Origin of the sequence: Enterobacter cloacae complex sp. IR5402, assembly GCF_049238125.1 — a bacterium.
Lineage (GTDB): Bacteria > Pseudomonadota > Gammaproteobacteria > Enterobacterales > Enterobacteriaceae > Enterobacter > Enterobacter hormaechei_C.
In genome coordinates this window covers 1-24,763 of record NZ_JBMKHO010000020.1, presented here as the reverse complement: position 1 = coordinate 24,763, position 24,763 = coordinate 1, and the positions used below count along the sequence as shown (strand labels likewise).

The following is a 24,763-nucleotide window of genomic DNA, read 5'->3' as shown; positions in this document are numbered from 1 at the left end:
CCAGTCCTCCTGAAAAAAAAGAGGCCCCGTAAGAGACCTCCCGTTACCATGTTCCCGTGACTCTCCCGATCTGCACCCTCAACACATTGTTGGCATCCTTGACACTGATCGTTTGATTAGTCTGCTTCATGGCTCCCTCACCAGCTGTCGAACCGTAGTTCTCAAACGTACCTCCCTTATCCAGCCTCCATCCGACTGAGCCAGCGACATAGTTATTGGACTGGATGTAGTTGCCAATCTTGGCGTTGCCGATGGCGCCGTCCTGAATGAAGGTTTCCCGGATAAACACCTGCCCGGTCTGGATAACGAACGGCAGTGTAACCGCTCCCCCCGCCTGCGCCATGACGGCGAAGCGATCCGCCAGGAACAGCACCTGCGACTGCATGCCCGATGGAGTGTTTTCTACACCGATCCCCATTCCGGCGGCATACTGCTTTCCATTCGCATCCACGGCAACCTTGATGCTGTACATCGCCTTCAGGTCGCCGTTGACGTTCGCAATGGCCTGCGCGTTGGTGGTGATCGCTGAAGTGTGCCCGTTGATGGTCGCCGTAATGCCGTTTATCTGCGTGGCCGTGGCCTGCTGATAATTGGAAAACGTCTGGTTCAGGCTGTTGATTGCTGCCTTGTTGCCGTTCACGTCAGTCTGCAAACTCAGCAGCGAACGCGCTGTTGCCTCCCTGTCGCTTGCCATAACATTATCAATACGATCGATGCTGGCCTTACTGTCACCGTACTGCGCGCTGAGTCTCACCTGCTGATCAACCTGCGCCAGCGTACTCGTTATTAGCGCGATGGAGTTACTCTGAATGCCGCCGCTGGCAGTATCTGTCCTTGCTCCCAGTTCCTCCAGACGGGATGCCATTGATGAAGTCGTGTCGGTGACAACCTGTCGCAACGTGGTGATATCAGCGGTATTTTGCGAGCTGGCTTGCTCGGCCGCATCTGCCTTACCTGATGCAGCGTCAGCTTTACTCGAAGCCGAATCAGCTTTATCAGAAATGACCTGAGTACTCGCAGTGAGCTGATCAACAGCAGTAGCCCTTGCCTGAGCTTCATCTGACAGAGTCTGCCTTACCTCGGTAATTCCCGCTTCGTTCTGCGCTGTTTTTGCCTCAAGACGGGTAACATCCGTTACGCGTGCCTCCGTCTCAGTAGCGATCACCTCCCGAAGTTGCTCGAACGTCGCAGAGTTAGCGCCCTGCTGGGCTGTCTGGCGCACGATAACATCGGCAATAGCCAGCGCGTTGCCGATGATTGCTTCTGCTGTCTGCTTATTCGAACCTACGGCGGCAGCCAGCCCATCGGCGTTCTCCTTAATTGCATCAGAAAGCTCGGCCAGTTTCTCGCTACTGTCTACAGCACTTTCAATCAGATCCTTAAATACCTCGGAATCTTTAATCTCCTCCAGGATTGCATCGGTGATATCGGATACATCGATGCTGGCCTGCCCGCGCACCCAGTCGGTCCAACCGCTCTGATTCCCGATCCTGTCGACAAGCCGTGCCTGGTACCAGAATTCCTGCCCCGCCTTCAGCCCCATCTGTTGATAAAGTTTCTGCGGATACGGTACAGATGCCAAAAGCATCGGATTCGAGCCGTCAGCGGCAATGCTGTATTGCAGCTCAGTGCTCAGGGTGTCGCCGGTATTAGCCGGGAATCCCCAGGTGACGTTGATTCCGAATACGACGTCTTCGGAGGCCTTAAGCCCGACAGGTTTGGGTACCTCACCCGCGCGTCCCTTCAGGTGTGTAAGCGTGGAAGTTGCCCAGAGACTCGATGCACCGCCGGAGTTGATCGCGCGTACACGGACCAGATAATCACCATCGAAGATGCCAGGCACTTCGATATTGCGAAGACCGGTCTCCGGTACGTTAACCCACTCATTGTCGCCGCGCTTCCACTGCACCCGATAGGCTATGACATCCGCCTGTGGTTTGCCGTTCTTGTCGACCGGCGCATCCCAGGATGCCGTCAGGGTAGCCACTCGCTGCCCCTGGCGCACTGCGTCATAGCTCGATACCGCGATATTGGTCGGCTGGTTAACGAGGCCGGTTGGTATCAGACTGATTGGCGGCGTGTCCAGGCGGGCATTGTTGTCGACCGCATCATATTTTGATGCGTTATATTCGGCCCCGGTGATTGTGAAGGTGTTTTCTTCATCATTAAATCTCAGGTTCGTAACGCGGAAGTATTGCAGGCGTAACTGCCCGGCATCGATGACGAATACAGCATTGGGTAACGGCGCTGCCGTGAAAGGAGTGGCAACCACCAGCTGCGTGCCGTTTACGGCCTGGATCACCCTGCTTTCAACGGTACCGCCCTGTGTGCGGATCATCAGTGTGTCACCCGCAACGGCACTGGTACCCCGATCGGTTGTAACAGCCTTCAACCCGGCGTTATATCCGGTTATACGCCCGCCATAAACACGCCCTGAAAGGCGTTCGTCAGCAAATGCAAACACGGTACCCGGCACGTAGACATAGCCATCAAGCCCGGTCTGTAGCGTAATAATCCGGTCGAGTGAGTTGGAATACACCGCCCACCCGCCACGGCGCTGTGCTTCGCTCTCGCGCGTACAGCCGATTGCGGTGATCTGCGTCTGCTTAAACTTGAACTGCTTAACCAGGTCCGGGAACATCACCGCTGTTGTGCGGTCCTGATAGTGATTGTCAGGGTCGCTGAAGTTAATCAGCGCGCTGGAGAAGCGGGTCTTTTCACTGCCGCTCGAGTAAACCGGTTTGCCCACCACCGAAGCGCGGGTAAGGATTTGCAGCTTCGACGTATCCGCCGGCATGTCCGAGACAACATTGAACATATTGTTGCCCCAGAACGTCATGCCATTGAACCCTGCGGCGATGTCTTTGATTACCTGCCACGCATCAGCCTGCGACTGGATGTAGACATCAAACATGAAGCGCGGCTCGGTACCGTCGCCACCCTTCCCGTCAGGTACTTTCTGATCGCAACGCTGGGCAATACGGTAAAGCTCCCACTTATCCAGCATCTGCGCCGTGACGCGTCGGCCAAGTCCGAAACGCGGCTCAGTGAGCACATCGAACCAGATCCATGCTGGGTTATTCGTCCAGCCCCACTTAAACGTCCCGTCCCATGTGCCGCTATAGGTTCGGGCTATCGGATCGTAATTCGAAGGGATGCGGATAATGCGCCCCTTAGGTTTACAGGAAACCTTCGGGATATTGTTGAACGATTTGGCGTTGAATGACACATACAGCAGCGCCGTATGGGGATAACGCAGGCGCGCATCAATCACCTCAGTGATTGCCTGTACCTGCGTTTTATTCTGCAACATCTGGCTGGTGCTGTCGTCGGTGTCGCGTACCACGCGAATCTGCCAGCCCGTACTGGCTTTCGGAAGATTAATGCGATGGGTCAGTTCATAGAGAGAACTGAGCTTCTCTGTGACGGTTTTAGTCATGACTGTCGAGTAAGCGCCACCGTCCACCGCCAGATCAATATGGTACTGAACCGTAGTGCCGACAATATCCGCATCGTTTTCCTGCTGCTGTAACCCAGGGATGCCAATACGAACCAGCACCGCGTCAATCTGGGTGTTACTCAGTGCGCGCGTCCAGGGCGTGGCCTTTGTCAGCGATACGCCAACCGTAGTTTCATTCTCGACTGCTGGGAATCCCGGTATTGGTGTCTGGGTCTGCGTGCCAGGCCGGAAATCCCATGACACATTTTCAAAATTCATCGTTCCGTCGGGGTTTCCCAACGGCGTACCGTCCAGGAATATCCGGGTCGCATCCAGGCCACCAGCAAACTCACCCTCCCCGAGCGCCAGCAGCATGCGGCAGCGCGCCATTGACTGCGCCGAATCAGGCTGTTCTACAGGTGTGTGCTGCTTCTGGCTGCCACCCTTTGCACCAGTGATCGCTTCCATATTACATCCATAAAAAAAGCACCCGACTGGGTGCTTGATATCTTCGTCCTACCCGTTAATTCCGGGTCCGTTTAATCGATGCCAGTCTTTATGACATTGCGGACACATCCAGCGCACGCTAAGTGGCTTAGAGTAGTCGTCGTGGTGCGCGTGAACAGCACCGACGGAATGGCAAGACTCGCAAGTTGTCGGGCGCAAAATCAGCCCCTTATCCACTTCCGTACGCAGCAATCTGCGCGCCTTCACCTTAATCAGGTTAGAAAAATATCTCTTTTTATCAATGCGTCGCCGAGATCCTCGCCCTGCCTCGCTCTCCTGATAAGCTCTTTTTACTGCCTTATTGCGCTCCAGTCGTGAAAGCTGTCGCGCACGCGCGAGCCGCGCTTCTCGTAGTTCAGGATTTCCTCTTCGCTCAAGGTCATAAATGGCTTTCTTGGATCTTACATCGCTGCGAGAGTTATATTCTCGCATGTAGCTCATGCCCTTCCCACTGTGATAATGACGCCGCTGGGCTTCTCGCTGCCTCTCCTTAACGTCAGCGCGGGAATAGTATTCCTCATTCCATTTCCTTCGAGTCTCGCCAGTCAGGAATCGCGCTCTGCGAGCCTGCCCTTTTTCACTGTGGTCTTTGCGAAACTGATTGGCCTTGCCTTTCTCAGTTTTTGCATACTTTTCTTGTGCTCTTTTTGCGGATGCCCTGCCAGCGTCGGTAAGCCTTTGCTTTTGAATCTGAGTATTACGACAAGATTTACAGGCACCCTCAAAGCCGTCTTTATTTGATGGTTTTTTGTAAAATTCAGATGTGGGCTTTTCCACTCCGCATTTCGAGCAAGTCTTGTGATTCATAAAACCTCGTAGTCGGTTTTCGTAGATGATGGGCGCGGCAGGGGGTCTACGTTCCCCTTTTCGACTGGCCGGTCTAGCCGCGCTAGCTCATAATATCAGATATCCTCACTAATTATACCGGCCGATATGATCGCCCCCTCGATCTCACGGACGCCATAGAGAAGCGCGACCGGGTTTCCCATCGCAAGGGTATTCACTGAACCACCAAAGGCATATGAGGGTTTATTGTCAGGATCGTCTCGCCCCTGTAACCCTTTGGGCTGGGGCGAAAGCATCTGGTAAATACCGCCGGCCATCATTGACGCGCCCGACATGATAAGTCCGGCCCCAAAGGTTAGGCCAACGCCTGTCCAGTTGGTCGTTACTCCAATAATTACGCCAGCAACAACCATCACAGCGCCGAGGATTGTCTGGAACATGCCGGCCTTCTTCGCCCCTTCCATAACTGGCGCTATGCGAATATCGCTATCGCCTGCCAGCTCCTGGAAGTCCTGCACGCCTATGTTGCGCTTACCGCGAAACACCGCGAAGGTCATGCCATTTTTTTTTGCATTCATCAGATAGTCTTCCAGCCCGTCGAAGTTGATACACAGGGCTTTGACCGCTTCGGCAGATGTCTGCACTGCCAGTTTATGCACGCGCCCGAACCGGGCGCCCAGTGCGCCATACAATCGAATCGTGGTTAAACGCGCCATGGCTTAATCTCCTGTGGCAGGTCTTTGTGACGTACGCAGATCATCGTGCGGTCTTTGAAATAGCCTCGGGCATATGGGGTAATGCAGGAAGGCTGGCCGTAAAGGTGGTGGAGCAGCTCACCTTCTTCAGTGATGATGCCCGCATGGTTCCACTTATCGGAATCAACCTGCATGATGACCATACAGCCTGGTACCGGATCGCACTCGACGAACCCTTCCCGCTCCCAGTTATCAAAATAGAGGTTGTCCGGGTACTGGCTTTCCCACCACGGGTAATCGACGCGAAAATCGTTCAGCGTGACGCCCTGAATGGCGTGCCAGTCCATAATCAGCCCCCAGCAGTCATTCGAGCCCAGGATAAACGGACGCCCAATAAGCGGCACCGCCTCCGGCATTATCTCGGCGTATTCATCGCTGTCAGGCGCGTAAATACCCCAGATCACGCCGGAGTTGTTGCACTGTTGGCGGTCCAGATCGGACGGAATAGGCCGGGCACCGTCGCCCGGGTGGGAGTGGATGACGCGAATAATCGTCCCTATATCTTCGGCGTTAGCCCAGTGCTCGCCGTCGATGCGAAAATGTTCTGTCGGATTTTCGTGCGTATTCGGCACGGGAATGTAGCGCTGGCGACGGCCAGACTGAATAACGAAGCCACAGCACTCACGCGAGGATTCCTCCAGTGCATGCGCCCGGATAGCTGCCATTATGGTTTTATTCATTGGTACGTCCGGTTATCGGATGAAGAGAACGGTTGCCGGGAAGCCACCAAAATCGAGGATTGCTGCGTCAGGGTCTGCCAGGCCAGCGCCAAATCGTTTACGGCAGTCACTGAGGCAACCGCCACATACATCAAGGGCAGGATCTGATACCGGATTCCCTTTCGCGTCGAAATACGCAGTGCCGTTATAGGTGCATCCATCGCCGCTACGGTACTGACCGCGCAGCGCCCATTCGCAGAGAGAGGTGATTTGCCGTGTAGGAATGACCAGATTTTGCAAATCGGCCGGGCTGCTGAGTGACCAGGTAACTACCTCGTCGTCTTCGGAGGTTTTGGTGTCAAGCCAGAAGGTTTGAATCGTGAACATTGACGAATCGGCTGTAGGGTTTTCGCCACCAGGGTAATTTATGGCATCGAGATAAACCGCATAGGTATCGATAATGCTCACCCTGGCGTTAACCATGTCCTTAAATTGCAGGCAAAGCGCAGTGATATGGCCGTCAAGGTTTGAGACACTGAGAGTGGGCTCCGCCGCCTGGTCTGTTGATAGCTCCAGGCCTGAAACCTGAAACGGCCAAAAATCGTAGGTATTGCCACCGAAGAAGATAGGCTTGGGTCCGAGCTTTTGTTCATCTCCATTGGCAGCATCAATTTCTTCCGGCGTATGGGGGAAAGGTGCGTAGTGGAAACGGTGGATCCCGCCACTGAACTCTGAGGCGTCAACTTCAACCAGGCGGACCCTGCCACCCGGCGCCAGCATCGCCGCCTGATCGACTAATGCCATTATGCGTACACTCCGTAAGCCCGTTTGATGGTGAACGTCAACTCAGCAACTTTGCTGCTGATCTGCGTTTTACGAACCGAATCGGCTACGACGCGGTAAAGCCCCTTCTCTTCGCCTGGCGGCGTAATGATGAAAGCTTTCACGGTATGAGCGAGGAGAAAATCACGAATCCTGTCCACTTCCGACTCGTTGCCCGTGTGCTTCATAGGGACCTGAATAGCCGTGGAGTTAATACCGTTATCGGCCACTTGCTCATAGCCATCGCCGAACTGCGCCGCGCGAACTGCCTGGCTATATTCAATCGCGCCAGCACCGAGCTGAGAGCGCCAGCTATATGTTTCAACTGCCATGTTTACTCCATAAAAAAACCCGCCGAAGCGGGTTGTAGTGTGGTGTTCAAGAAAATGAATAACCCGCTAATCAGCGGGTTATTCTAGGTAGGTTTCAGTTGGTAGTCTGAAGGGTGGGTGAGCAGAGTAATCCACAATCTTAACTGTGTCTGCTTCTTTCCTAGCGTAATGTAGAACATACTCCGAAGTCTGATCACCAAATTGTTTGGTAGTATCATATTCAATAATTCCAATATGATAATGCCACAGGCAATGAAGATGGACATACCTAACTTTTTGTACAAAAAGTGGATCGTTTTTATCTACATCCTCAGAGAATTTATTTCTCCCTGGTAGATTAGCAAACCCTTCATCTTGAACTTGTTTCGCAAATGAAAGAATTTTTGCTCTATCTGGCAAAGGGTAATGCTGAAGTTCTCGAAGAAACTGCCTTCCAAAAGCCACATTCATTCAAGGTTTAACCCCATAAGCCAAGCATCAAGCTCTTCAACAGTGTTCATGTCTGATGGCATTACAACTTCGTCACATTCAACCCTTGAAGTCATCTTTGCAAGATCAAAATTAAAACCATGAGGTTGCGAACTGATAACAAAGTTTGTGATTGCACCAGTACCAATAACTTCAGCCTTTGAAGAAACAGAAGCAAACACAGTCCAAACCTGAGGTTTTAAAGCTAAACCAGGCATAAAATTTGCTTCAGTACTTGAGAAGGTCATTATATTTGTCATTTTTCTTCTCCTTTTACCTTGAGGGCCAAACCAAGAGCATCATAGAGAGCTCTTGCTCTGGCATCGGTCATCGTAATGGACGCAACTTTTTTCAGCACGACTTGCGAAGATGAAGGCTGTCCATTCTCATCAGCATATGATTCTATAAATTCACGCATGAATCCAAAATTAACATGACTGCTGCTTTGTGCCTCATAGGTGGTAATCGCAGCAACTTCAGCATAGACATCAACGAAGCTCTCAGAAACCTCAATGACCTTTACTGGTTTAGTCATCGCGTATGATCCAGCCATTTTACGTTTCCCTTAGCCTGCTCAATACTAAATAGTTAAATTCATTGAAAATGTGTACTAATTCGACCGTTCTATAGAAGCACTAAACGAATAATGCACACCTAATGCTCGAAAGTGTATTACCTCAAAGGTAATCCTTCAACCATTGGTTGAATTGAGTGCTTATCAAATGCCCTCAAATCCCTCCTCAAATAGTTCAAAATTGCCATGTACCTGTACACCTCTTAGAATTGCGCATCGTGTAGCGCGTTTGGTTGCGTTTGGGAGGGGGTGAAATTTACATTTTTTTTAGTCGGAAGATAACTGTCGAATGCTGATATCCCTCCAGACCCTTGAGTTCAGATGTAAAAAGCCCCGCATTTGCGAGGCTTGTTGGGCTATAGGCCCGGGAGGGCTTGGTCTGTGGTTAAAATGCAGTTGGGTAGATCCCAAATTCTGAACCAGAGCCGTAACCTATCCTGTAAGTTAATACCTTACCTTCGATTACTTTACCTGCCTGTTCACTCATTCCCCCACCACACATTCCTTTTGGCCACGCGCTGAAGATGTGATCCCCCAAGGTGGGGTAGATTGTGATTTTTTGTTCAGGGTCAAGATCGGCAACTTCACGCCCATCGACATAAACCCTCGTCAAACAAGCACTCCCCACATAACCAGAGTCACGTTTAATCACAACCTCCCCGGTGCCAGCCTTTTTCGTGAAGAGAGTGTTATCAAGAATTTGTTTCGCTGGCGCTGGCTTAGCCTGCTCAGTTGAAATTGGCTTGGTGGCACACCCAACCAAAGCGATGATACCCATAACCAAAATAAGTTTCTTCATGTCCCTATCTTCCCTCGGTGAAAGCTCGGACTAATCCTAACAGCATTCAGACAAAGGCAAAACCCGCAGAAGCGAGCTACCTGCCTTTACTAAAGTTGTAGATCATTCCTCCAGGCTTAAGGTGCTTCTGGATAACCTGCAACGCAGCGTTCTGCATTTCATCGGCGAGCGCACGGCCCATAGCATCACCGGAACTGGATGTTTGGGTTGTGACCGAACCACCAGCATCAACGTTAACGGTGGTATTAATAACCGGAGCCATACCGCCACCGCCCTGGGCGCGTACGCCCAACCGCCCGGCAGAATCCCGAGTAAGTGGCATGATTGCTTCAGCGCCGGCCTCTGCGAATACACCGCCCTTCGCAAATTTCGATGCGCCCTGGAAAGTAAAATACTGGGGAGAGTCGTATACCCCATTAACGTACTTACTGAGCCCGGGCGAATCATAAACACCGCCTTTAGCGTTAAAAGTTAGGCCAGCGGCAGCGTTCGCGTAAGATCCCCCTGGTGTGCTCCCGCCTTTACTGCCACCGTTTATCCAGCCCATCGCGGCCTGTACTGTATAGGCCACTATAAGTTGGTTGGTTATCTCGAGGATCATCTTGAGCATAGATTTGCCGAACTCTTTAACTGACGCGGTGCCAGTTGTCATAAGCTCAGTCAGCATGTTGCTCAAGCCGGTCAGCGTGGAGCTGGCGACGTTCTTCACGGCATCATAGGTATTCGTGGCGGCGTCAAGATATTCATTCCAGCCAGCAACAGCCCCTGCCTTCCAGTCGCCCCGTAATTTGTCCTCTTCGGCATAATATTTCCTGAGAGCTGCCAGTTCTTTTTTATAACCGGCATCGTCAAGCTTACCGCCACCGTTGAGCCAGCCCTGGCGAAGCTGCGCCTCTTCCATCATGCGCTGCGTTTGCCGACTGCTGAGGCCTGCACTATCACGCAATGCATCGGTTTTTTCCGACATCTGCGTGACGTATTTATTCGCCTGCTGCGCCAGGCCGTTAATCTTCTGCTGCGCCTCTACTTCCTTGTTCTTCTGATCAACCACCTTGGCGGCGTTCAGAATCGCCTCACGGCTCGACAGTAAAGATTTTTCCTGAGCAGTAAGCGCGCGGGTTTTGGCTGCCTCATCCAATTCAGCGAATCGAGATTGCTGTTTACTGAACTCGGTGTTTTTAGCGTGGGTTTCTCCTGTTTGTCGGAGGGTCTCGAGCGTTTCAGTTAACGTTCTGGCCTGGGCGCGATAGTTCTCCAGGGTGCGATCGCCAGCTTCCAGAGTGGCTTTCGCCTCTTTGGTCTTTTTGTCTGAGTCCTGAGCAAGCTTCGAAACAGCATCCTTAGTTTGCCGATCAACTGAGCCTGTGCCTTTTACACCACCAGAACCATTCTTCGCTTCCTCCTCCCATTGCCACTGGGATTTACTGAGATTAGCAATGTGCTTATTGTACTCAGCTGTAAGCTGAGTATATTCCTTGCTTGCAGCCTTTCTGCTCTCGGCAACGCTCTCAGCGAGCCCATCAAACCCCATGGATTTGATGAGAGCTTCCCCGCCCGGTAGTTTGTTAGCAATATCCGTGAAACCGGTAATCATCCCCCCCATAATTTCAAGGGAGACCTCTTTCATCTTGACGAAAAGGGCTTCAAACGAAGTGCTCAATAACTTGAACACTTCGATAACCTGATTGCCCCAAGCCCGCACTGTAACCCCGATTTGACCGAAAATGTCGGAGGAGAAAGCTTTAAGCCCGTTCCACGCCTGCCCGATATTATCGGTAGCCTCTACAATTTTATTACTGCGATCCTCCATGGTGTCGGCAAAAAGCGTTATAGCTTCGTTTGCCGCTGCTGTTTTCCCCTTCGTTTTCTCCAGGGTAATGAGGTGCTTCATCATGGCTTCATCAACAAAGCCATATTGCTGGTTCAAGCTCGCCAGGGCTTTAATAGGATCGTTTGCCAGTCGTGAAAAATCCGCCAGCGCAGCCTTCGTATCCAGCCCTGCATCACCCATAGCCAGAATGGATTTGGCAATTTTGGTCATCTGGTCGGCGGTATACTTCCCGGTGTCGTTTAGTTGGACCAGGGTATCAACAGACTCAGCCAAAGAAGCACCAGCGTTATCAGCAACATCTTTTGCCGCGTCGTTCAGTTGCTGCATGGAGGAAAAGCCAGCCCCGCCCATCAAAATGAGCGATCTGGCAACATTGTCGAACTGCTGGGATGAACTGTAGGCAGCCCCAGCCAGAAGAGCCAGCAAACCCACCGAGCCAGCAATCGCAAGGTTAAAGGTATTTAACAGACCACCCGCCCGCCCCAATTTCTCCGCTGCCTCACTCGTGTTATTAAGACCTTCAGCAGCATCACTGATGTTTGTTGCCGATTCAGCGGTCTCTCTGCTTTCTTCGTTAAAGCCAAATAATGCATCCCTCAGAGCCTGGAGCATTGGACCGAGGCCCCCGAAGGAATCCTTAATCTGCCCACCCTGCTGTAGCAGGATCAGGAATGGGGATTGTCCACCTGCCAGTTGAGTAGCAATATCGGTGAACTGCGCCGGGAGCGTGCGCAGTGCAGCACTGTACTGCCCCACAGAAATTCCAGCGCGGCGTGCAGCGGCCTCCTGTCGGGATAGCGCATCAGGCAGCACGTCAGCCACGCCAGAGAGCCGTTCACGCGTCTGGTTGAGGATGGTGTTGAAATGTTCGAACTGGGTGCCGTTAATGCGCCCCGCTTCGAAGTGTGCCACCAGCTGCGCATGCTGCTCGTCCAGCGAGTTGAATGCACGGATTGTCGGGTCGATGGAACCCAGCAAGTTCTTTAACGCTGCGGACTGCTTCTCTGCCGCCTGGGTAGCGGCTAATTCGGCCTGAGCGCGCGCCGCGGCTTCTCCGGTATCGGTCAGCTTGAGACGGGTGTCGTCCAGGATTTTGTTGTAAGCCTGAAAGGTCTCGGTATCCAGGAAACCTTTGGCCTGAAATTTCCGCAGTGATTCTTGCTGCTCATCCAGGCGGTTTAAGGCTTTGGTAACTGGGTCGATATTCTCCAGCAGCCCTTTGAGCGCGTTCTGCTGCTCCTTGAGCCCTTCACTGCCTTGCTTCGCAGATTCAGCCCCAGCGCGAAACACGCTATTCAGATCATCTGCTTTATCTACAGCACCGGCCGCCGCCTGGCCGAGTTTATCCAGTTCGTTGCTGGCTGTTTTCAGGTCAGAAACATCGGCCCGCAAAGTAATCGAGGCGATCTGGTCTGTCATTATTTCGTCTCCTTATGCATTACCTTGAGAGCCTCGCTTTCCATAATTTGAAGGTCAGCCATGCAGGCCGCCGCATCCTCAACCCCGTGTAACTCGAACATCCAGGGGAGAACGTTATAATCAAGGCCGGTCGCCCCGCTCGCGCCGACGCGCCACTGGGTTGCCAGGGCAGAGAAGATGGTGAAAGACTTCCATACAGAGGGCAGGATCCCCACCTCTTCCTCCACGTCCTCAGGCGTCAAACCAAAAGCGCTCAGCTCCGCGAGAGTCGGCCCCGGCGTGTACAACGCTGCGGCGACCTGCCTCAGTTTTTTTCGCGGATACCCATCAGCTCTTTGGTGTAGGCCATGCCGATGCTGTCAAAAGCACGCGGATAGTTTTGCAGGAGAACAATAACGTTTTCGCGGGTAAACTCGTCAGGAAGAGCCCATCCTTCGACAATTTCCATGAGATAGTCAGCTTGCGGCTCGATAACAGCCTTTTTACCTTCCGCAGCCTTTTGCATCTTCGCATCCATGGAACGCAGCTCTTCAAGCGTTTTATGGCGGAAAGTGAACGTCAGCTTGCCGTCTTCGGCACCAGCGCGTGGAATGCTCGCGGTTACAGAAAAAGTTGGGTTGGGGATCAGAGAAAATTTGGTCATTTCGGTTCCTTAGAAAAGAAAAACCCGCCGTAGCGGGTTGAATATTCGTGTGCGTGATGGGGGGTTATCGTTTGAACAGCAGACCGCCTGGCTTGAGCGCATTGCGGATAGCATCGTTCACAGCTTCGTGCATCGCCTGTTGCAAGCCAACTACTGAAGCTGTTTGCGCATCAATCTTTGCCTGGAGGGATGCGAACAAATCGCTTTCACGCACAGCATCAATGACGGCCTGCTTCGTTTCATCGCCTAGCGCGATATTTATCTTCGCTTTTGTTACGACGGCGTTTTCAATAATGGATGAAGCGGCTTCATGTACCTTAAAGCGATCGGCCAGAAACTCAACCTTGCTATGCTCACCTTCAACACCGAGGGTCATGCCAGCTTCGTGCGGCTTGCCTTTGCCGGCGACGTTTAATTTAACGCTGTAGTTCTGAGACACTACGCCATTGCCGATCAGCGCTTCCTGGATGTAAGCCTTGCCGGTTTTATCGACAAACCAGCCACCTTTAAGGCCATGAAGTGCGCAGCTGTTACGGATCTCTTCGTCCAGCGCCTCAATAATCTCTTCGGTATCGACAGAAGAAACCCCTTCGATCCAGTCACCGGCTCGCCAATCTCGTGCTGAGCCATCCTCTGCAATTGGACGCAGACGCACCTGCACTCGCTCACCAGTTTTGAGCCCGGAAATAAGGCATACGGTAGCTGGCCAGAAGATGCGTTCTTTCATAAGTCGGCCATCTTCATGAAGGCATTGCAGTTCTAGCACCGCGCAGCCACCCGGCCATTTCCATTCGACGTCCACACCAAAAGGTTTGGGAGTGGTTTTTACGTAAGGGACGATTGAAGGTTCTGACATTTTAATTTTCCTTTTAGACGTGAGCCTGTCGCACGGCAAATCCGCCGAAAGTTAACGGTTTGCCCAGGCTCACAGCTGAAAGACTTTCTTCGATGTGCGCGTGCGATGCGCAGATGTGTTATTACCAGGAAGCTTCGTATGCGATGTTCGTCAGCTCATCTGACAGTTCGTTGATGGAGTAAGCGATAGTCATCTTCTGTTCCCTGCTGAACGACGGCCAAAGTTGACGCAAAGATTCAGTGAGTTGATGTTGCCAGTGTCCATCACCGCTTAGATCTTCCCATCCATCAGGCAGAAGACAGAGCCCACGACCGTAAAGCTCCTCTTCCGGGGTAAGGGGTGGCCGAGCGGCTGCCGTATTTACTGGGCCATCACCCCAATTGCCGATAACTATTTTCCCGCCACCAGCCATATTGACTGTCATGCCAACCTCACTGATCTCAATTGTTCCGCTCATGGGTTACTCCAAAAAAAAGCCCGGCTTACCGGGCCTGATTGGTTAGCTGACCGTGACAGTACACGCAGCCGAGGTGATGGTTTTGCCCGCGGCGTCGGTGACTTCACAGGTGTAAACGCCAGCATCACCGGATGCGACAGACGAAATGTTGAACGTCGATGCGGTTTTGCCCGGAATAGCGGTGCTGCCTTTCTTCCAAACGTAGGTGTAAGGTGCTGAGCCGCCCTTCATTACCACCGCCAGATCCAGCGCTGCGCCTGTAGCAACCGATTTGGTGGCCGGCAGGTCGGTCAGGAACGCCAGCGGCGTCACGGATGAATCGGCGATCGGGTAAATCTGCATGTCCGATTCGAAGTTCATGCGCGCCTCGTTACTTTCCACGGCGTTGATTTCCGTGCGCGGCACGCGCTGGAACGATACTTTTGCTGAGTAGAAACGATCGGCTTTGCCGCGTGGATTATGGAACCAGACCGCCGTTGTGTCGCTGGAGTCATCCAGGTCAATGAGGCGTTTGTAGATCGCCAGTTGAGGGTCATGTGCAAAGGTGTAAACCTGAACCACCGCGTTTTTAAACGTTGGGATAGTTCGCGCTTTGTCATCTTCCAGGAATTGCACGCTGATAGTCTGCTGGTCACCACCTTCAGTTGACAGTGTCATCACCTGAGGCATGGTGATCCATGAGTCGATTTTACGCAGCGTGCCCGCGCCAGTGCCTGCCGGGAATTTGGTGGTGTCGGTAGTATCGAATGCTTCCAGCACGATTTTATTACTGGTCACCGATTTGACGCGCAGCACCATGTTATCAAGCTTTAACCAGCCGGAGCTCACCTGCACAACATCGCCCGCCAGGATGCCAGCGGCAGATGCAACAGTCAGTTCGCATTCAGTAGCGTTAGAGGCAGCGGTAAAGGTGATGGGAGCCTGATAGGCCTTGGCCACGTTCACACGCGAGCCGTTAGGGATTGCGAATGCCATAGCACTCTCCTGAATTTAGGTAATAAAAAACCCGCCATCTGGCGGGTCAGTAGTCAGCGCGGTACTGCATGCTGACGGGGGTGGTGTAGGTGATCGAACCTGTTCTGCCGTTGGATGCTGATGTGGGGCGATCCTGTATAGGTTGGCGCACCTGCGGCGGTCCATTGATATAAACAGTCAGGTCACCATCCACCAGCGGAATCCCTTCGGGAAAAGCATCTGCGACAGACTTTGCCAGCCCCCTTGCCAGCGTCACCCCGCCGCCTGCCGGCGCGATGATGTTGAGCTGGAGAATGCCCTGATATGTACGCAACTGACCTTCCAGATCCTGCCCCACAGTTTGCGCCGGAAGAACGTAAACACGCCCGTACGGCGCATTATCCGGGGGAGTAAACGCGATGTTCGGCCAGGCCACTGGCAGCCCGAGCGAGGAGCAGATAACCGCGATACGACCTTCAAGCAGGTCAGCGATCCGCATTGACTGGTCACCCGCCATTGCGCACCTCGCTCATTGCCTCACGAAAGTACTGGGCGGCATCCAGCGCAGTAACTCGCACCATGCCGCCCGGCGCCTGTCCTGAGTGGCCCTCTTCCAGGGCTCGGGCGTAGGGCATGTTATTGGTGAAGTAAATCGAGCTGACCTGCCCCACCCGGAACACCTCGAGAACCGCCATTCCGCGAGAGTTTGAACCCTGACCGGAAGCATCAGGGGTATCGTTGGATTGGGTAGGCTGGCTATCAAAACCCACATACCAGTTGTTCTTGAAGCGGCCCCCGACATAGCCATCTGGCATTTTGATGTCCATCGAGTCGTTGACGCGCAAGCCGCGCTTAAGCCGTCCGGACTTTGTCAGGTTGGCCGGGTCATCACGCAGGGCCGCGTTATGCTCCCGAACTGCATCGTTATAGGCCGATGCCGTCTGATTTACCTGCCATATGTCGGGGTTACCAATCGGAGACATATCCACCAACCGCGCCAGGATTTTGATACCCGTCCGGCGCACTACCTCTTCTGCTTCCTGCTTTGAACTATCTATGAACAACTGAATGGCAGCCAGGAACGGCTGATTTGCAGAACTGGTCATAATCAGGTCCTCAGCTGGATGTTGTAGGAGATCAGCACGTCTGCCGGCTTAACCGGATTCGGCTGTACCACGCGCCACTTTTGGCCGTCGATATCAATGATGTCACCGATGCGCACCTCAGTTTCAAACGTGGCCGCCAGCTTCTTATCGCCTGTAGCAATCAGAGAGCCGTCGATTTCACGCGTGGAGTATTCGGTGATAACGCCGGTAACGGTCGCTGTAATAGGCTCGGTGATAACCTCTTTCCCGTACTGATCGCGGGTGGTGGTTCCGCCGCGAGTCAGTTGGTAGGCTTTGCCGTTCTCCGTCAGTAGCCGCGTTGCCGTAGCGCGCATGCGGCGATAGTCGATTGCCATGCTACCCCCTTTCGATCCGGACCTGGTTGCCGCCAACCACAAGCCCGCGCAGCGAGGAATAGAACCAAGGGAATGATGGAGTAGCCTTATTCGTTCCCGGCTCGTACTGCACAGATACCGCCCCCTGTACGCTCTCAGCTATGACCGCGCCGCCACCGGAGACCGACGGCGTGAGATCAATCTCCTGCGACTCGATAGCCAGGCGGCATTGGGCATCAATCAGGCGCTGTGGAATAGCATCATCCGGCAGGTCCACACCATCGAAGCGTACGCCTGAGCGAGGCCAGGATAGAGGCTGAGATGCGCTGGATCGCTGACCACGCCAGGTCCTTCCTTCCAGAAAGTCCATCGCCTGCATCAGCATCTGGCTACACTCGCCATCTTCGGCAGGTATGGTGTATCCGCGCGCGGCGGCAAAGACCCGCAGGTCGGACACGCTGGCGTAGCTGTTAAAGTCCGGCGAGTGGGGATCGGCAACCAGCATGGTTATTCCTCCAGACGCCAGTCCAGCGCCAACCAGTTATTCACTTCGTCAGGGTGAACATCTGCGCGCAGCGGGCCGCCTGGGAATTCTGGGGTGTCGCGAACCATGACCACCAGCTCAATACCCTGCTGTTCCTGCTGCTGTTCCTGCTGCTGTTCCTGCTGCTGTTCCTGCTGCTGTTCCTGCTGCTGTTCCTGCTGGGCAGGATTTTTATCAGCGGCCTGCTGAGCTGCAAGCTTTTCCGCGTCACGCTGCGCGCGCTGCTCTTTTGTTAATCCGGCCATCGGGCCTCCTGAATAACAAAGGGGCCGAAGCCCCCTGGGTTAACCCATGATGATGGTGGAATGTTCAGGCTGAACGGAGGCCACACCCCACGCCACACCAACCTCGTAACGCACCTGACGGTACTGGCGGTACAGCGCGATCTGGAAGGTGATGCCTGACACCGGGTCGGTAACATTCATCACATCGTCGGCGGTGTCTCCGCCTTTTGGCATTGCCGGGGTGCGGCACGCCAGCAGGAAAGCATTGCGGTCGAATGCCATGTTTGGCGTGAATTCGCTCACAACGGTAATAGCTGTCTGGTCTGCCAGATCCTGGCGCAGTCCCGGTGCTGCGATAGTGATGCTTGAGGCCGTAGAGGCCACAACCAGATACTGGTTAAAGTCGCCATCGAACTTAACCGCAGTGCCTGCTGCGATACCACCGGTGCCTGTGGAGATAGCGATGATGATATCGCCCTCTTTCTTCTCGCCATTGACCTTATAGCCCGCCGCCGTGCTTTTCGCGGTGCGCTTGATGTTGGCGGATTCGTGAAGGTTAAAGCCCATCACGCGGCCAATAATACCTTCACGCAGAAGCTGATCGGTACCTGCTTCGTTCGCTTTGAACAGAACCGACTGTTTTCCGCGAATTGAGGCCATCGCTTCGCCGCCCAGCACCATGCGCATGTCGGTAGTCGGTGCACCGTTATCCACTAAAATCTGACGCGCCAGCGCTGCATCAGACAGATCGTCTTTAATGCTGAATGGCGTCTCTTTTGGTGCACCAACTGCACGGGAAGATTTGTAGAACAGCGCAGCCAGGTCTGCGTCCATTTCGTTGCTCAGCGCGCGGAAGGCCTGAGAAAACTGATCGGCAAGGATAACGTCGTAGTTACCTGATGGCCCCATCGCCAACTGTTCTTCACCGTTCCATTTGACCGGAGCCATTTTTGATTTGGTGATTTTGACATCCACGGTGCCGATGTTCTGATCTCCGTCGTTTGGTGCGGTCGGTGCCGGTGTGATGTCTACCGTGGTGGTTTTTGGTGCCACTGGCGCGGTGACGGTCTGGTCTTTAGCTGCAGCATCGGCCTTAGCGTTACGAGCCACTGCCGGGATAAAACCTACCTGCTCACGTGAAACGCGGTTAAGCGCCGTATAAATGGTCGGGATCAGGCCAGTCAAAGTATTAGACATGTATTTATTCCTTTCGATTAATCAACGATGCTTGTGCCGCCGCCAATCACAGCCTGTTGCTCTGCTGGAGGTAATGCATCAAACGCATCGCGTTTCATGGTTTTTTGCCCGGTCTGGTGCTGCGACTGGTGAGAACCGCCGCCGCTGTTACCGGACGATTTGAGGATGTAATCTTTCTGCGGATGCGACTCGACCAGTGACTCCAGCGCTTCGTCGAAGCTAGCCAGCTCGCCAGGCTTGGTGCGAGAGAACACCTTATTGCCCTGACCGTCGAAGGCCACGACCTTGCCGTCTTCGATTTTGAAGTTCTGCCCGAAGTACGAACGCACGAACTCAGCCGGGATCGCCATCTTCTCTGAAATGAATTTGGAGCCACCGAAGCGGCCGCCGATCATCTCGTCGTAGAGCTGGCTTTCGAGCTGTTTGGTCTTGCCGTTCGCTTCATCCAGCTGCTGCTGGAATACCTTGGTAATCTCAGCCTTAACCTGGTCAACAGCGCCAGCGTCGATCAGTTTTTTCTGGTCGATTTTGGTCATCATCTCCAGGGCTTCGAGCGCCTTGGCCGGGTCGGTGATGCCAGAGAATTTCGCGAGACTGGCTTCCGCCGCCTCCTTCGCTTCACGGTGAGTTTTAGCTTCACCGTTCAGGGAGGTGATTTTGGTCATCGCTGCGGCTGCGTCGAACGGGATCTCTTTGCCGTCATCATGGATGTACACAGGCATACCGTTTTCAACGACCACATTTCCGTTAGCATCAAGTTTCAGTTTCATTGTTTTTGCTCCAGCCTTCCGGCCATTGGTAATAGGTCATCCGACCCGATCACCGCGTCGCATCCGCTCAGCGGCAGGCATAAAAAAAGCTGCCCGGAGGCAGCCTTGATGTGAATAATGAGTTATTCAGAGCTTATTAATTATCCGCTCTGCGATAAGAGCGTCTTCTTTGGTCATCTCACCTGACAAGAGATAAGCGATCATGGCAAGCATGAGTAATTTGCGCTCATCCTCAGTCAGGGTGATAGTTTTGTCTTTCTCGTTTTGCATGATTAACTCTCAAACGCCGACGCATCCACACGGCGCAGTTCGTCCAGGGTCAGGAACTCCCCGGCATCGTTGAACATCTCAGGTACAGTGATTTTGCCGTCGCGCAGCATCTGCGCACGAGTAACGCCCAGCACCTGCTCCATTCGTGCGTAGGGTTGCCTAACCAGCCACTCACTGAAGCTTAGCCCAGCGGGAATTTGGCCCGACATGCTCGCCCGCGTGGCACTACTCAGTTCGCCAGAGGCTATCTGCAATTCCTCCCACGATTTAGTGATCAGAATTTCGCATGAGCGACAGCAGAAATGAATTTTGCCGGGCCCACGCAGGTACGGGATTTCATGGCCCAGCGGCTTACCGTCGAGGGTGTAGAGTTTGCGGTCGCGGATGATGCACCAGCTTGATGTATGTGTGTCGAGCGTAGATGACCATTGTTTGGCCTTCACAATATCGCTGTTGGCCTGCGCGAACTCCTGAAGTGCCGTAGCAGCCATGTGGTTCACTGCCGTGCGAGTGACCACCGCAAGGTCGCGCCGGGACGCATTAATCACCCCGTCCTCGCGATTACGCTGCGGCGTGCCGGCGACCCGCTTTACAATCTGCTCGACGGTTTCACCCTGAAGAAATCCGGTGCGCACGGCACTGGTAATTTTTCCCAGCCGATCCGATTCGAGTTTCTTGCCCCACTCTTTCAGCAATCTCCCCTGAAAAGGTTGCGCCACCGCAGAGGCGTAGACCTGCTCTGGAGCAATGCTTTGCAGCGGGACGTGCTTAAGCACCTGGCCGGGAATGAGGCTGCTGAACAGGTCAAACTGATACCCGGTCTCATAATCAGCGTAACGAGTCAGTTCGCGCATCAGAGCAGCATTGACCGGTTCGTAGGCCTGCTGGTTTAGCTCCCGCACACCAGCCAGTAGCGATGCAAGGCGGCGCGCGCTGTAGGTGTCGGCACGCTTACCCTCCAGCAGCACAAGCAGCCGGGCAGCCAGATCAGCATCCATCCTGTTTAGAAGTGCCACCATTCGCCGGGCCACGCCAGTGCCGTAGCGGTTCACATAAAGCCCGTGCGCTATGGTTTCGTCCTGAAGCCTGTCATTGACGGAACGGGCCATATCACACCTCGTCCGGCGGCAGCTCTGTCAGCGAGGCCGATTCAGCCAGCAACTCGTTCAATACCTTGTCGGGGTCTGCATCGGCATCAATCAGACTGAGCTTTTGCAGCGCCTTAATGGCATCGATACGGCGGAGGTCGCCACCCTGGCGCAGCGACTGAATAGCCAGCGCAGCAGGCGGGTTGAATTCTTTCGACTCAACATCCAGCTCAGTGCGAACATCAACGTTGCCACCATCTTTCTCGCCGATGTACTCGGCCATGATTTGCAGAATGTTGTCGATCGCATCTTCAAGGCTGGTAGCCATGGTGTAGAGCGGTGACTGCTCCTGCATTTTCTCTTCAGAGGTCTGGTCTACCGATTTAGTTGAGGTGTTTTCGGTGCGCAGCAGCTTCGCACCCGCCTGTCGCATCTGCTCCACCAGCTCTGCCAGCGACTCTTTGCCGGCACCGATGGAAGAACCTGTGTGCTCGACGTATTCCAGACCCTGCCTTTGCCGATCGGAGAATGACGTGGCAGAGGATGAGCCAATTATCAGCTCTTGCCCCTCTTCCAAACCGAACACCGTGAGCAACGGCACCCTGGCGACATGCAGGATGTTGTCCTGCTCGCTTTGACTCTGCCAGTGCTTGATGTTCAGCAGAGCCATATTGAGCAGTGGAGGTGAACCACACATAAACCCGGTGCGCTTGGTGTAGAGCGTCACCAGTGTTATGTCCTTACGAGATGTTGTCCATTCGTCGAACTTCTCCCAGTTCGCCGCCCCATCGATACCTTTCGACTTGCGGTAGATTTGCACCATTCCAGGTGTCAGATAACGAATTTGCTCGACCTTTGTCTGCCCGAAGTCGTCGCCGTCCTCGATAACTACCTCTTTGATACGCAGCTCGGTCAGCACCACTTTGCCGTCTACCATTTTCGACTTCCATCCGATCACCTGCCGGGGATTGAGCATGGTGACGTATGGGCGCGCGCCAGTAGCTTTCTCTTCCGCTTTGGTTTTCACCTTTTCGGTGTCCACCCTGGGATAATCCACCAGCGCGTGGGAGAGTCCATACTGCATCGCCAGACCGAAGAATGCCTGCGCCCAGACATCCAGACGAGTACCTTCAAGGTCGAAGTTTTTCGCATACTCTCGCAGCTCATCCGGCACATTCTCGGCAAGCTTAATGGGCTCAGCAAATACACGCCCGATGTTTTGCTTAATGGTCTCTTCGTAGGCTGGCAGAAGCGTGGCCACGGCGAGGCGTTTTTTGTAGTCCTCTTTGTCTTCTTTCGGCCAGCGCGGGAGATAAGACTCTCCAAGCTGTCGCATATAGAGCGTGCCGCCCATCAGGGCGTCGTTGATATCCCACGCCTGCACCATGTTCCCATAGTCCAGATTGGGTGTAGAAATATCAGGCATGGAGTTACATCCGTAGTTGAGTGACTTTTCCTGTGGGCTTGATGATCGGGAATTGCTTCACGATGAAATAGCCACCAGCGTCGTTTGGGTGATCATTGTCGGCTGATTTATCCGGCTCGCCGTTTGCCGCCCACACCTGCTGCTCAAGGCTGTCTGTATAGACCGGGCAGCGTGCAACATTAACTTTGTAGCGGCGCTCACCGTTGCCGTTGCAGAACATGGCATTCATGGAGTTAATGCGATCCTTCACTGGCGGGTTGGCTGCGTTTACCACCACGCTGAATCCGGCCTGTTTGAGTTGCGCGATATCGGTGGCGCTGGCGTTATTGGACTTACGTGAATCGCCGGAAGCATCCGGATAGACGTAAATCTGCCTGGAGGCAACATAGCGCCCACCCTCGTAGCGCCAGAACTCTTCCTGGATGCGCTTTATCATGGCCGGTGTGTCATAAACTTTTATCAATTCGCGTACTGCGCGCGGCTCGCCATTGCGAAGGACGTGGACGATGGCCGCCATTTTGCCAACGTTAAAGTCCATGCCGATATAGAGCGGCTCGCCTGCCTGCTCTTCATCGGTACAGTTATTCAGACGTCTATCGAACTGGTGATAGATAGTGCCGCTGGTCAGGTTTGTAAAACGCCCCCTCAGGTACGCCTTAATTAGCTCCGGCGGGTAGGAGTTCATCAGCGACGGGATGTAATCCGGTGGCAGGTTCTTCGCGTTGTCGAACGTACTGGCCTGAATCAGCCCATACAGAGCAGAAAGCTCAGGCTTTTCACGCACCGCTTTCACGAATTGCTGGTAAACGAACTTGAAGCCCTCCGGCGTAGTCGTGACATCGATACCGTTACGCAGACCATCAACTTTGTAACGCATACGAGCGATGATTTTTCGCCAGGCCTGCTGCGCTTTAGCAGCCGCCATGACGTCCAGCTCATCCACCATCGCGTTACCGATTTTAAAGCCGACTATCGATCCGGGCTTCTCCATCGAGCGGCAAATTGTCGTGCCGCGATACCGACGCCCCTCATAGAAGTGAACCTCTTTGTTCCCCTCATTGATTTTGACACTCAGCCCCCAGTCAAAGGCCACCTCTTCGATCGTGGGGTAGAAGATGTCACGAATCTGCGGATACGTCGGCGCGAAATAACCCTGGTTGATTTTCGGGTGCTCCCACATCCCCTTACAGATGCCGCCACAACCTACCCACGTCTTGCCGGAACCGAACCCGGCAACATAGGCTTTGAATTTGTGTTGCATCGCGAGGAAGCGCGCCTGTGGGATGTTAAGTGTCGGGCTGATCCCCATCTTCCGCCCTCGCGTCCACTACGTTGATATTGATTGCAACTGGCGTTGGTTCGTCATCATCACCATCACCGGCCAGCTCTTTGCGGAGTTTCTCAACCTCCAGCTGCCGGCGGTCGATTTCGATCTGCTGGAGGCGCTGCGCGAATTCGCTATCTTCCAGGCCAAGCCGCTTCATAACGGCTTCATACATGCGCTCGCGGCTGATTGCCGTTATCTCAACACCATTCTTCCCAAGCTTGACGCCGGAATAAGCCAAAGCAGCATCAGGGGAAAGTTTCCGGGTGTCTGCGAAGTAAGGCTGTCCTATTCCGTCGCCATTGCAGCGCGGGCATTCAGGGTTAGGCTCTCGGTTGTGGTCATAGCCGTAACCGCCGGAATCTTCAGGTTCACGCCTGTCACGCTCAACAGCCTCGAGCCTTTTCTCTTCAAACTCCACGGCATCGCGCCACTGATACTGATGACCGAAGCCCCAGCAATAACGGCATGCGCCGCGACGATACTGTGAAAGCTGGTTTGCATCGAAAGTGGCGAGTTGCCACATCTGGGAGAGAACCTCATCAGCACTGCCAAGCGTGCGCGCAATGGAGGCTTTCTGCTGCTGCGCAATGACCTGCGCAACCTTAACATTTGATAACAACCGACTTGATTGCTCCTGTGCGGTCTTCTTGCTGTACCCGGCACGGATAGCTGCCTGTGTGGCGTTGTTATCCTTCAGGTACTCTGCGACGAATAAGCGCTGCTGAGCAGTAAGTCCATCATCATCCACCAGCTCATTTGCGCTTTTATCTTTCTGCGCAGTGCGCATTTTTTTCTGCGCAGGTTTTTGCGCAGTTTGCGCAGAAAGTTTTTTGATATATCGACGGGCGGTAGCGTAGTTCAGTCCCTGCGCTTCACACCATTCCTTTGGTGATACGCCGGTTGCGGCATGTTCGGACAGGAACCGTTGCTGAAGCTCGCCCCAGTCCGGTTTTGCCATTACTCACTCCGTAGTTGCTTTTGATGAATGCCATTCTGCTACCACAGCGTGGTGGTATCACTCATGGCTACCATCGGGTTACTGCAACTTCATGAGGCCCTGGCCCATCAGACCACAGCCAAACTTTTAATGGCGGGTTTACCACCATCTTATCCCTGATGATGTCGCCTACTGATTTGTCAGGCTCAACATCTGAATCAGCAAAACTGATAGGGTA

At 53.7% G+C, this 24,763-nt stretch carries 28 protein-coding genes; all 28 read right to left on the bottom strand.

Annotated features, from left to right (window positions below):
- Positions 1 to 43: 43 nt before the first annotated feature.
- Complete coding sequence (locus tag ACOTXL_RS21825; RefSeq protein WP_058998880.1) at positions 44 to 3,907, bottom strand: phage tail protein; 3,864 nt, start codon at positions 3,905 to 3,907, stop codon at positions 44 to 46.
- Between the two features lie 48 nt (positions 3,908 to 3,955).
- Positions 3,956 to 4,723 carry a hypothetical protein gene (locus ACOTXL_RS21820; RefSeq protein ID WP_052687744.1) on the bottom strand — a complete coding sequence of 256 codons (768 nt, stop codon included), beginning with the start codon at positions 4,721 to 4,723 and terminating at the stop codon, positions 3,956 to 3,958.
- 125 nt (positions 4,724 to 4,848) lie between these two features.
- Positions 4,849 to 5,448 carry a tail assembly protein gene (locus ACOTXL_RS21815; protein ID WP_058998878.1) on the bottom strand — a complete coding sequence of 200 codons (600 nt, stop codon included), beginning with the start codon at positions 5,446 to 5,448 and terminating at the stop codon, positions 4,849 to 4,851.
- Positions 5,436 to 6,167, bottom strand: a complete 732-nt coding sequence (locus tag ACOTXL_RS21810; protein ID WP_045626273.1) for a C40 family peptidase — start codon at positions 6,165 to 6,167, stop codon at positions 5,436 to 5,438. The genes ACOTXL_RS21815 and ACOTXL_RS21810 overlap by 13 nt, the downstream gene beginning before the upstream one ends.
- 12 nt (positions 6,168 to 6,179) lie before the next feature.
- Entirely contained in the window at positions 6,180 to 6,950 is a 771-nt protein-coding gene (locus tag ACOTXL_RS21805) for a phage minor tail protein L (RefSeq protein WP_045626274.1), read from the bottom strand.
- On the bottom strand, positions 6,950 to 7,300 hold the full coding sequence (locus tag ACOTXL_RS21800; protein WP_022651622.1) for a phage tail protein: 351 nt from the start codon (positions 7,298 to 7,300) through the stop codon (positions 6,950 to 6,952). Before ACOTXL_RS21800 ends, ACOTXL_RS21805 begins: the two co-directional genes overlap by 1 nt.
- Before the next feature lie 78 nt (positions 7,301 to 7,378).
- Positions 7,379 to 7,750 (bottom strand): hypothetical protein, encoded by a 372-nt coding sequence (locus ACOTXL_RS21795; protein ID WP_072050232.1) that lies wholly within the window; start codon positions 7,748 to 7,750, stop codon positions 7,379 to 7,381.
- Positions 7,747 to 8,028 (bottom strand): hypothetical protein, encoded by a 282-nt coding sequence (locus ACOTXL_RS21790; RefSeq protein WP_045626275.1) that lies wholly within the window; start codon positions 8,026 to 8,028, stop codon positions 7,747 to 7,749. Before ACOTXL_RS21790 ends, ACOTXL_RS21795 begins: the two co-directional genes overlap by 4 nt.
- A complete protein-coding gene (locus ACOTXL_RS21785) occupies positions 8,025 to 8,321 on the bottom strand; it encodes a hypothetical protein (protein ID WP_045626276.1) in 297 nt (98 codons plus the stop codon). The genes ACOTXL_RS21790 and ACOTXL_RS21785 overlap by 4 nt, the downstream gene beginning before the upstream one ends.
- Before the next feature lie 406 nt (positions 8,322 to 8,727).
- Entirely contained in the window at positions 8,728 to 9,141 is a 414-nt protein-coding gene (locus tag ACOTXL_RS21780; RefSeq protein WP_045626278.1) for a lipoprotein, read from the bottom strand.
- A 76-nt stretch (positions 9,142 to 9,217) separates the two neighbouring features.
- On the bottom strand, positions 9,218 to 12,391 hold the full coding sequence (locus tag ACOTXL_RS21775) for a phage tail tape measure protein (RefSeq protein ID WP_045626280.1): 3,174 nt from the start codon (positions 12,389 to 12,391) through the stop codon (positions 9,218 to 9,220).
- Positions 12,391 to 12,633, bottom strand: a complete 243-nt coding sequence (locus ACOTXL_RS21770) for a DUF1799 domain-containing protein (protein ID WP_228041321.1) — start codon at positions 12,631 to 12,633, stop codon at positions 12,391 to 12,393. The genes ACOTXL_RS21775 and ACOTXL_RS21770 overlap by 1 nt, the downstream gene beginning before the upstream one ends.
- Before the next feature lie 62 nt (positions 12,634 to 12,695).
- Positions 12,696 to 13,034, bottom strand: a complete 339-nt coding sequence (locus tag ACOTXL_RS21765; protein ID WP_016042143.1) for a phage tail assembly chaperone — start codon at positions 13,032 to 13,034, stop codon at positions 12,696 to 12,698.
- A 64-nt stretch (positions 13,035 to 13,098) separates the two neighbouring features.
- Complete coding sequence (locus tag ACOTXL_RS21760) at positions 13,099 to 13,890, bottom strand: phage tail tip fiber protein (RefSeq protein ID WP_045351045.1); 792 nt, start codon at positions 13,888 to 13,890, stop codon at positions 13,099 to 13,101.
- 121 nt (positions 13,891 to 14,011) lie between these two features.
- Entirely contained in the window at positions 14,012 to 14,347 is a 336-nt protein-coding gene (locus tag ACOTXL_RS21755; protein ID WP_045351046.1) for a hypothetical protein, read from the bottom strand.
- Between the two features lie 42 nt (positions 14,348 to 14,389).
- Positions 14,390 to 15,322, bottom strand: a complete 933-nt coding sequence (locus ACOTXL_RS21750; RefSeq protein WP_045626284.1) for a phage tail tube protein — start codon at positions 15,320 to 15,322, stop codon at positions 14,390 to 14,392.
- 46 nt (positions 15,323 to 15,368) lie between these two features.
- The gene (locus ACOTXL_RS21745; protein ID WP_045626295.1) at positions 15,369 to 15,800 is read right to left on the bottom strand and encodes a DUF4128 domain-containing protein; all 432 of its coding nucleotides are present in this window, start codon (positions 15,798 to 15,800) and stop codon (positions 15,369 to 15,371) included.
- Positions 15,801 to 15,807: 7 nt separating this feature from the next.
- Positions 15,808 to 16,407: a hypothetical protein gene (locus tag ACOTXL_RS21740; RefSeq protein ID WP_045351048.1), complete on the bottom strand. Its 600-nt coding sequence runs from the start codon at positions 16,405 to 16,407 to the stop codon at positions 15,808 to 15,810.
- Positions 16,408 to 16,409: 2 nt separating this feature from the next.
- Positions 16,410 to 16,763, bottom strand: coding sequence for a hypothetical protein (locus ACOTXL_RS21735; RefSeq protein WP_045618058.1), 354 nt, complete (start codon positions 16,761 to 16,763; stop codon positions 16,410 to 16,412).
- A gap of 1 nt (position 16,764) precedes the next feature.
- Positions 16,765 to 17,247: a DnaT-like ssDNA-binding protein gene (locus ACOTXL_RS21730; protein WP_045626288.1), complete on the bottom strand. Its 483-nt coding sequence runs from the start codon at positions 17,245 to 17,247 to the stop codon at positions 16,765 to 16,767.
- A 2-nt stretch (positions 17,248 to 17,249) separates the two neighbouring features.
- The gene (locus tag ACOTXL_RS21725) at positions 17,250 to 17,531 is read right to left on the bottom strand and encodes a hypothetical protein (RefSeq protein ID WP_310839363.1); all 282 of its coding nucleotides are present in this window, start codon (positions 17,529 to 17,531) and stop codon (positions 17,250 to 17,252) included.
- A gap of 39 nt (positions 17,532 to 17,570) precedes the next feature.
- Positions 17,571 to 18,707 carry a P22 phage major capsid protein family protein gene (locus ACOTXL_RS21720; RefSeq protein WP_045626291.1) on the bottom strand — a complete coding sequence of 379 codons (1,137 nt, stop codon included), beginning with the start codon at positions 18,705 to 18,707 and terminating at the stop codon, positions 17,571 to 17,573.
- A gap of 17 nt (positions 18,708 to 18,724) precedes the next feature.
- A complete protein-coding gene (locus ACOTXL_RS21715; RefSeq protein WP_045618045.1) occupies positions 18,725 to 19,477 on the bottom strand; it encodes a DUF6651 domain-containing protein in 753 nt (250 codons plus the stop codon).
- A gap of 126 nt (positions 19,478 to 19,603) precedes the next feature.
- Positions 19,604 to 19,747, bottom strand: coding sequence for a hypothetical protein (locus ACOTXL_RS21710; protein ID WP_157845146.1), 144 nt, complete (start codon positions 19,745 to 19,747; stop codon positions 19,604 to 19,606).
- Positions 19,748 to 19,749: 2 nt separating this feature from the next.
- Positions 19,750 to 20,856 (bottom strand): phage Mu F like family protein, encoded by a 1,107-nt coding sequence (locus ACOTXL_RS21705; protein WP_045351054.1) that lies wholly within the window; start codon positions 20,854 to 20,856, stop codon positions 19,750 to 19,752.
- A 1-nt stretch (position 20,857) separates the two neighbouring features.
- Positions 20,858 to 22,261 carry a DUF4055 domain-containing protein gene (locus ACOTXL_RS21700; RefSeq protein WP_045351055.1) on the bottom strand — a complete coding sequence of 468 codons (1,404 nt, stop codon included), beginning with the start codon at positions 22,259 to 22,261 and terminating at the stop codon, positions 20,858 to 20,860.
- A gap of 4 nt (positions 22,262 to 22,265) precedes the next feature.
- Complete coding sequence (locus ACOTXL_RS21695) at positions 22,266 to 23,570, bottom strand: terminase large subunit domain-containing protein (protein ID WP_045351056.1); 1,305 nt, start codon at positions 23,568 to 23,570, stop codon at positions 22,266 to 22,268.
- The gene (locus tag ACOTXL_RS21690) at positions 23,548 to 24,546 is read right to left on the bottom strand and encodes a terminase small subunit (RefSeq protein WP_045351057.1); all 999 of its coding nucleotides are present in this window, start codon (positions 24,544 to 24,546) and stop codon (positions 23,548 to 23,550) included. Before ACOTXL_RS21690 ends, ACOTXL_RS21695 begins: the two co-directional genes overlap by 23 nt.
- Positions 24,547 to 24,763: the final 217 nt, after the last annotated feature.

What these genes read in the sequence shown, in the direction of transcription:
- ACOTXL_RS21795 (WP_072050232.1), bottom strand. Translation starts at nt 7,750, where the DNA reads ATGAATGTGGCTTTTGGAAGGCAGTTTCTTCGAGAACTTCAGCATTAC.
- ACOTXL_RS21730 (WP_045626288.1), bottom strand. Translation starts at nt 17,247, where the DNA reads ATGCTGGTTGCCGATCCCCACTCGCCGGACTTTAACAGCTACGCCAGC.
- ACOTXL_RS21755 (WP_045351046.1), bottom strand. Translation starts at nt 14,347, where the DNA reads ATGAGCGGAACAATTGAGATCAGTGAGGTTGGCATGACAGTCAATATG.
- ACOTXL_RS21705 (WP_045351054.1), bottom strand. Translation starts at nt 20,856, where the DNA reads ATGGCCCGTTCCGTCAATGACAGGCTTCAGGACGAAACCATAGCGCAC.
- ACOTXL_RS21710 (WP_157845146.1), bottom strand. Translation starts at nt 19,747, where the DNA reads ATGCAAAACGAGAAAGACAAAACTATCACCCTGACTGAGGATGAGCGC.
- ACOTXL_RS21715 (WP_045618045.1), bottom strand. Translation starts at nt 19,477, where the DNA reads ATGAAACTGAAACTTGATGCTAACGGAAATGTGGTCGTTGAAAACGGT.
- ACOTXL_RS21695 (WP_045351056.1), bottom strand. Translation starts at nt 23,570, where the DNA reads ATGGGGATCAGCCCGACACTTAACATCCCACAGGCGCGCTTCCTCGCG.
- ACOTXL_RS21825 (WP_058998880.1), bottom strand. Translation starts at nt 3,907, where the DNA reads ATGGAAGCGATCACTGGTGCAAAGGGTGGCAGCCAGAAGCAGCACACA.
- ACOTXL_RS21815 (WP_058998878.1), bottom strand. Translation starts at nt 5,448, where the DNA reads ATGGCGCGTTTAACCACGATTCGATTGTATGGCGCACTGGGCGCCCGG.
- ACOTXL_RS21800 (WP_022651622.1), bottom strand. Translation starts at nt 7,300, where the DNA reads ATGGCAGTTGAAACATATAGCTGGCGCTCTCAGCTCGGTGCTGGCGCG.
- ACOTXL_RS21720 (WP_045626291.1), bottom strand. Translation starts at nt 18,707, where the DNA reads ATGTCTAATACTTTGACTGGCCTGATCCCGACCATTTATACGGCGCTT.
- ACOTXL_RS21750 (WP_045626284.1), bottom strand. Translation starts at nt 15,322, where the DNA reads ATGGCATTCGCAATCCCTAACGGCTCGCGTGTGAACGTGGCCAAGGCC.
- ACOTXL_RS21760 (WP_045351045.1), bottom strand. Translation starts at nt 13,890, where the DNA reads ATGTCAGAACCTTCAATCGTCCCTTACGTAAAAACCACTCCCAAACCT.
- ACOTXL_RS21790 (WP_045626275.1), bottom strand. Translation starts at nt 8,028, where the DNA reads ATGACAAATATAATGACCTTCTCAAGTACTGAAGCAAATTTTATGCCT.
- ACOTXL_RS21690 (WP_045351057.1), bottom strand. Translation starts at nt 24,546, where the DNA reads ATGGCAAAACCGGACTGGGGCGAGCTTCAGCAACGGTTCCTGTCCGAA.
- ACOTXL_RS21740 (WP_045351048.1), bottom strand. Translation starts at nt 16,407, where the DNA reads ATGACCAGTTCTGCAAATCAGCCGTTCCTGGCTGCCATTCAGTTGTTC.
- ACOTXL_RS21810 (WP_045626273.1), bottom strand. Translation starts at nt 6,167, where the DNA reads ATGAATAAAACCATAATGGCAGCTATCCGGGCGCATGCACTGGAGGAA.
- ACOTXL_RS21805 (WP_045626274.1), bottom strand. Translation starts at nt 6,950, where the DNA reads ATGGCATTAGTCGATCAGGCGGCGATGCTGGCGCCGGGTGGCAGGGTC.
- ACOTXL_RS21735 (WP_045618058.1), bottom strand. Translation starts at nt 16,763, where the DNA reads ATGGCAATCGACTATCGCCGCATGCGCGCTACGGCAACGCGGCTACTG.
- ACOTXL_RS21775 (WP_045626280.1), bottom strand. Translation starts at nt 12,391, where the DNA reads ATGACAGACCAGATCGCCTCGATTACTTTGCGGGCCGATGTTTCTGAC.
- ACOTXL_RS21745 (WP_045626295.1), bottom strand. Translation starts at nt 15,800, where the DNA reads ATGCGGATCGCTGACCTGCTTGAAGGTCGTATCGCGGTTATCTGCTCC.
- ACOTXL_RS21785 (WP_045626276.1), bottom strand. Translation starts at nt 8,321, where the DNA reads ATGGCTGGATCATACGCGATGACTAAACCAGTAAAGGTCATTGAGGTT.
- ACOTXL_RS21765 (WP_016042143.1), bottom strand. Translation starts at nt 13,034, where the DNA reads ATGACCAAATTTTCTCTGATCCCCAACCCAACTTTTTCTGTAACCGCG.
- ACOTXL_RS21725 (WP_310839363.1), bottom strand. Translation starts at nt 17,531, where the DNA reads ATGGCCGGATTAACAAAAGAGCAGCGCGCGCAGCGTGACGCGGAAAAG.
- ACOTXL_RS21780 (WP_045626278.1), bottom strand. Translation starts at nt 9,141, where the DNA reads ATGAAGAAACTTATTTTGGTTATGGGTATCATCGCTTTGGTTGGGTGT.
- ACOTXL_RS21700 (WP_045351055.1), bottom strand. Translation starts at nt 22,261, where the DNA reads ATGCCTGATATTTCTACACCCAATCTGGACTATGGGAACATGGTGCAG.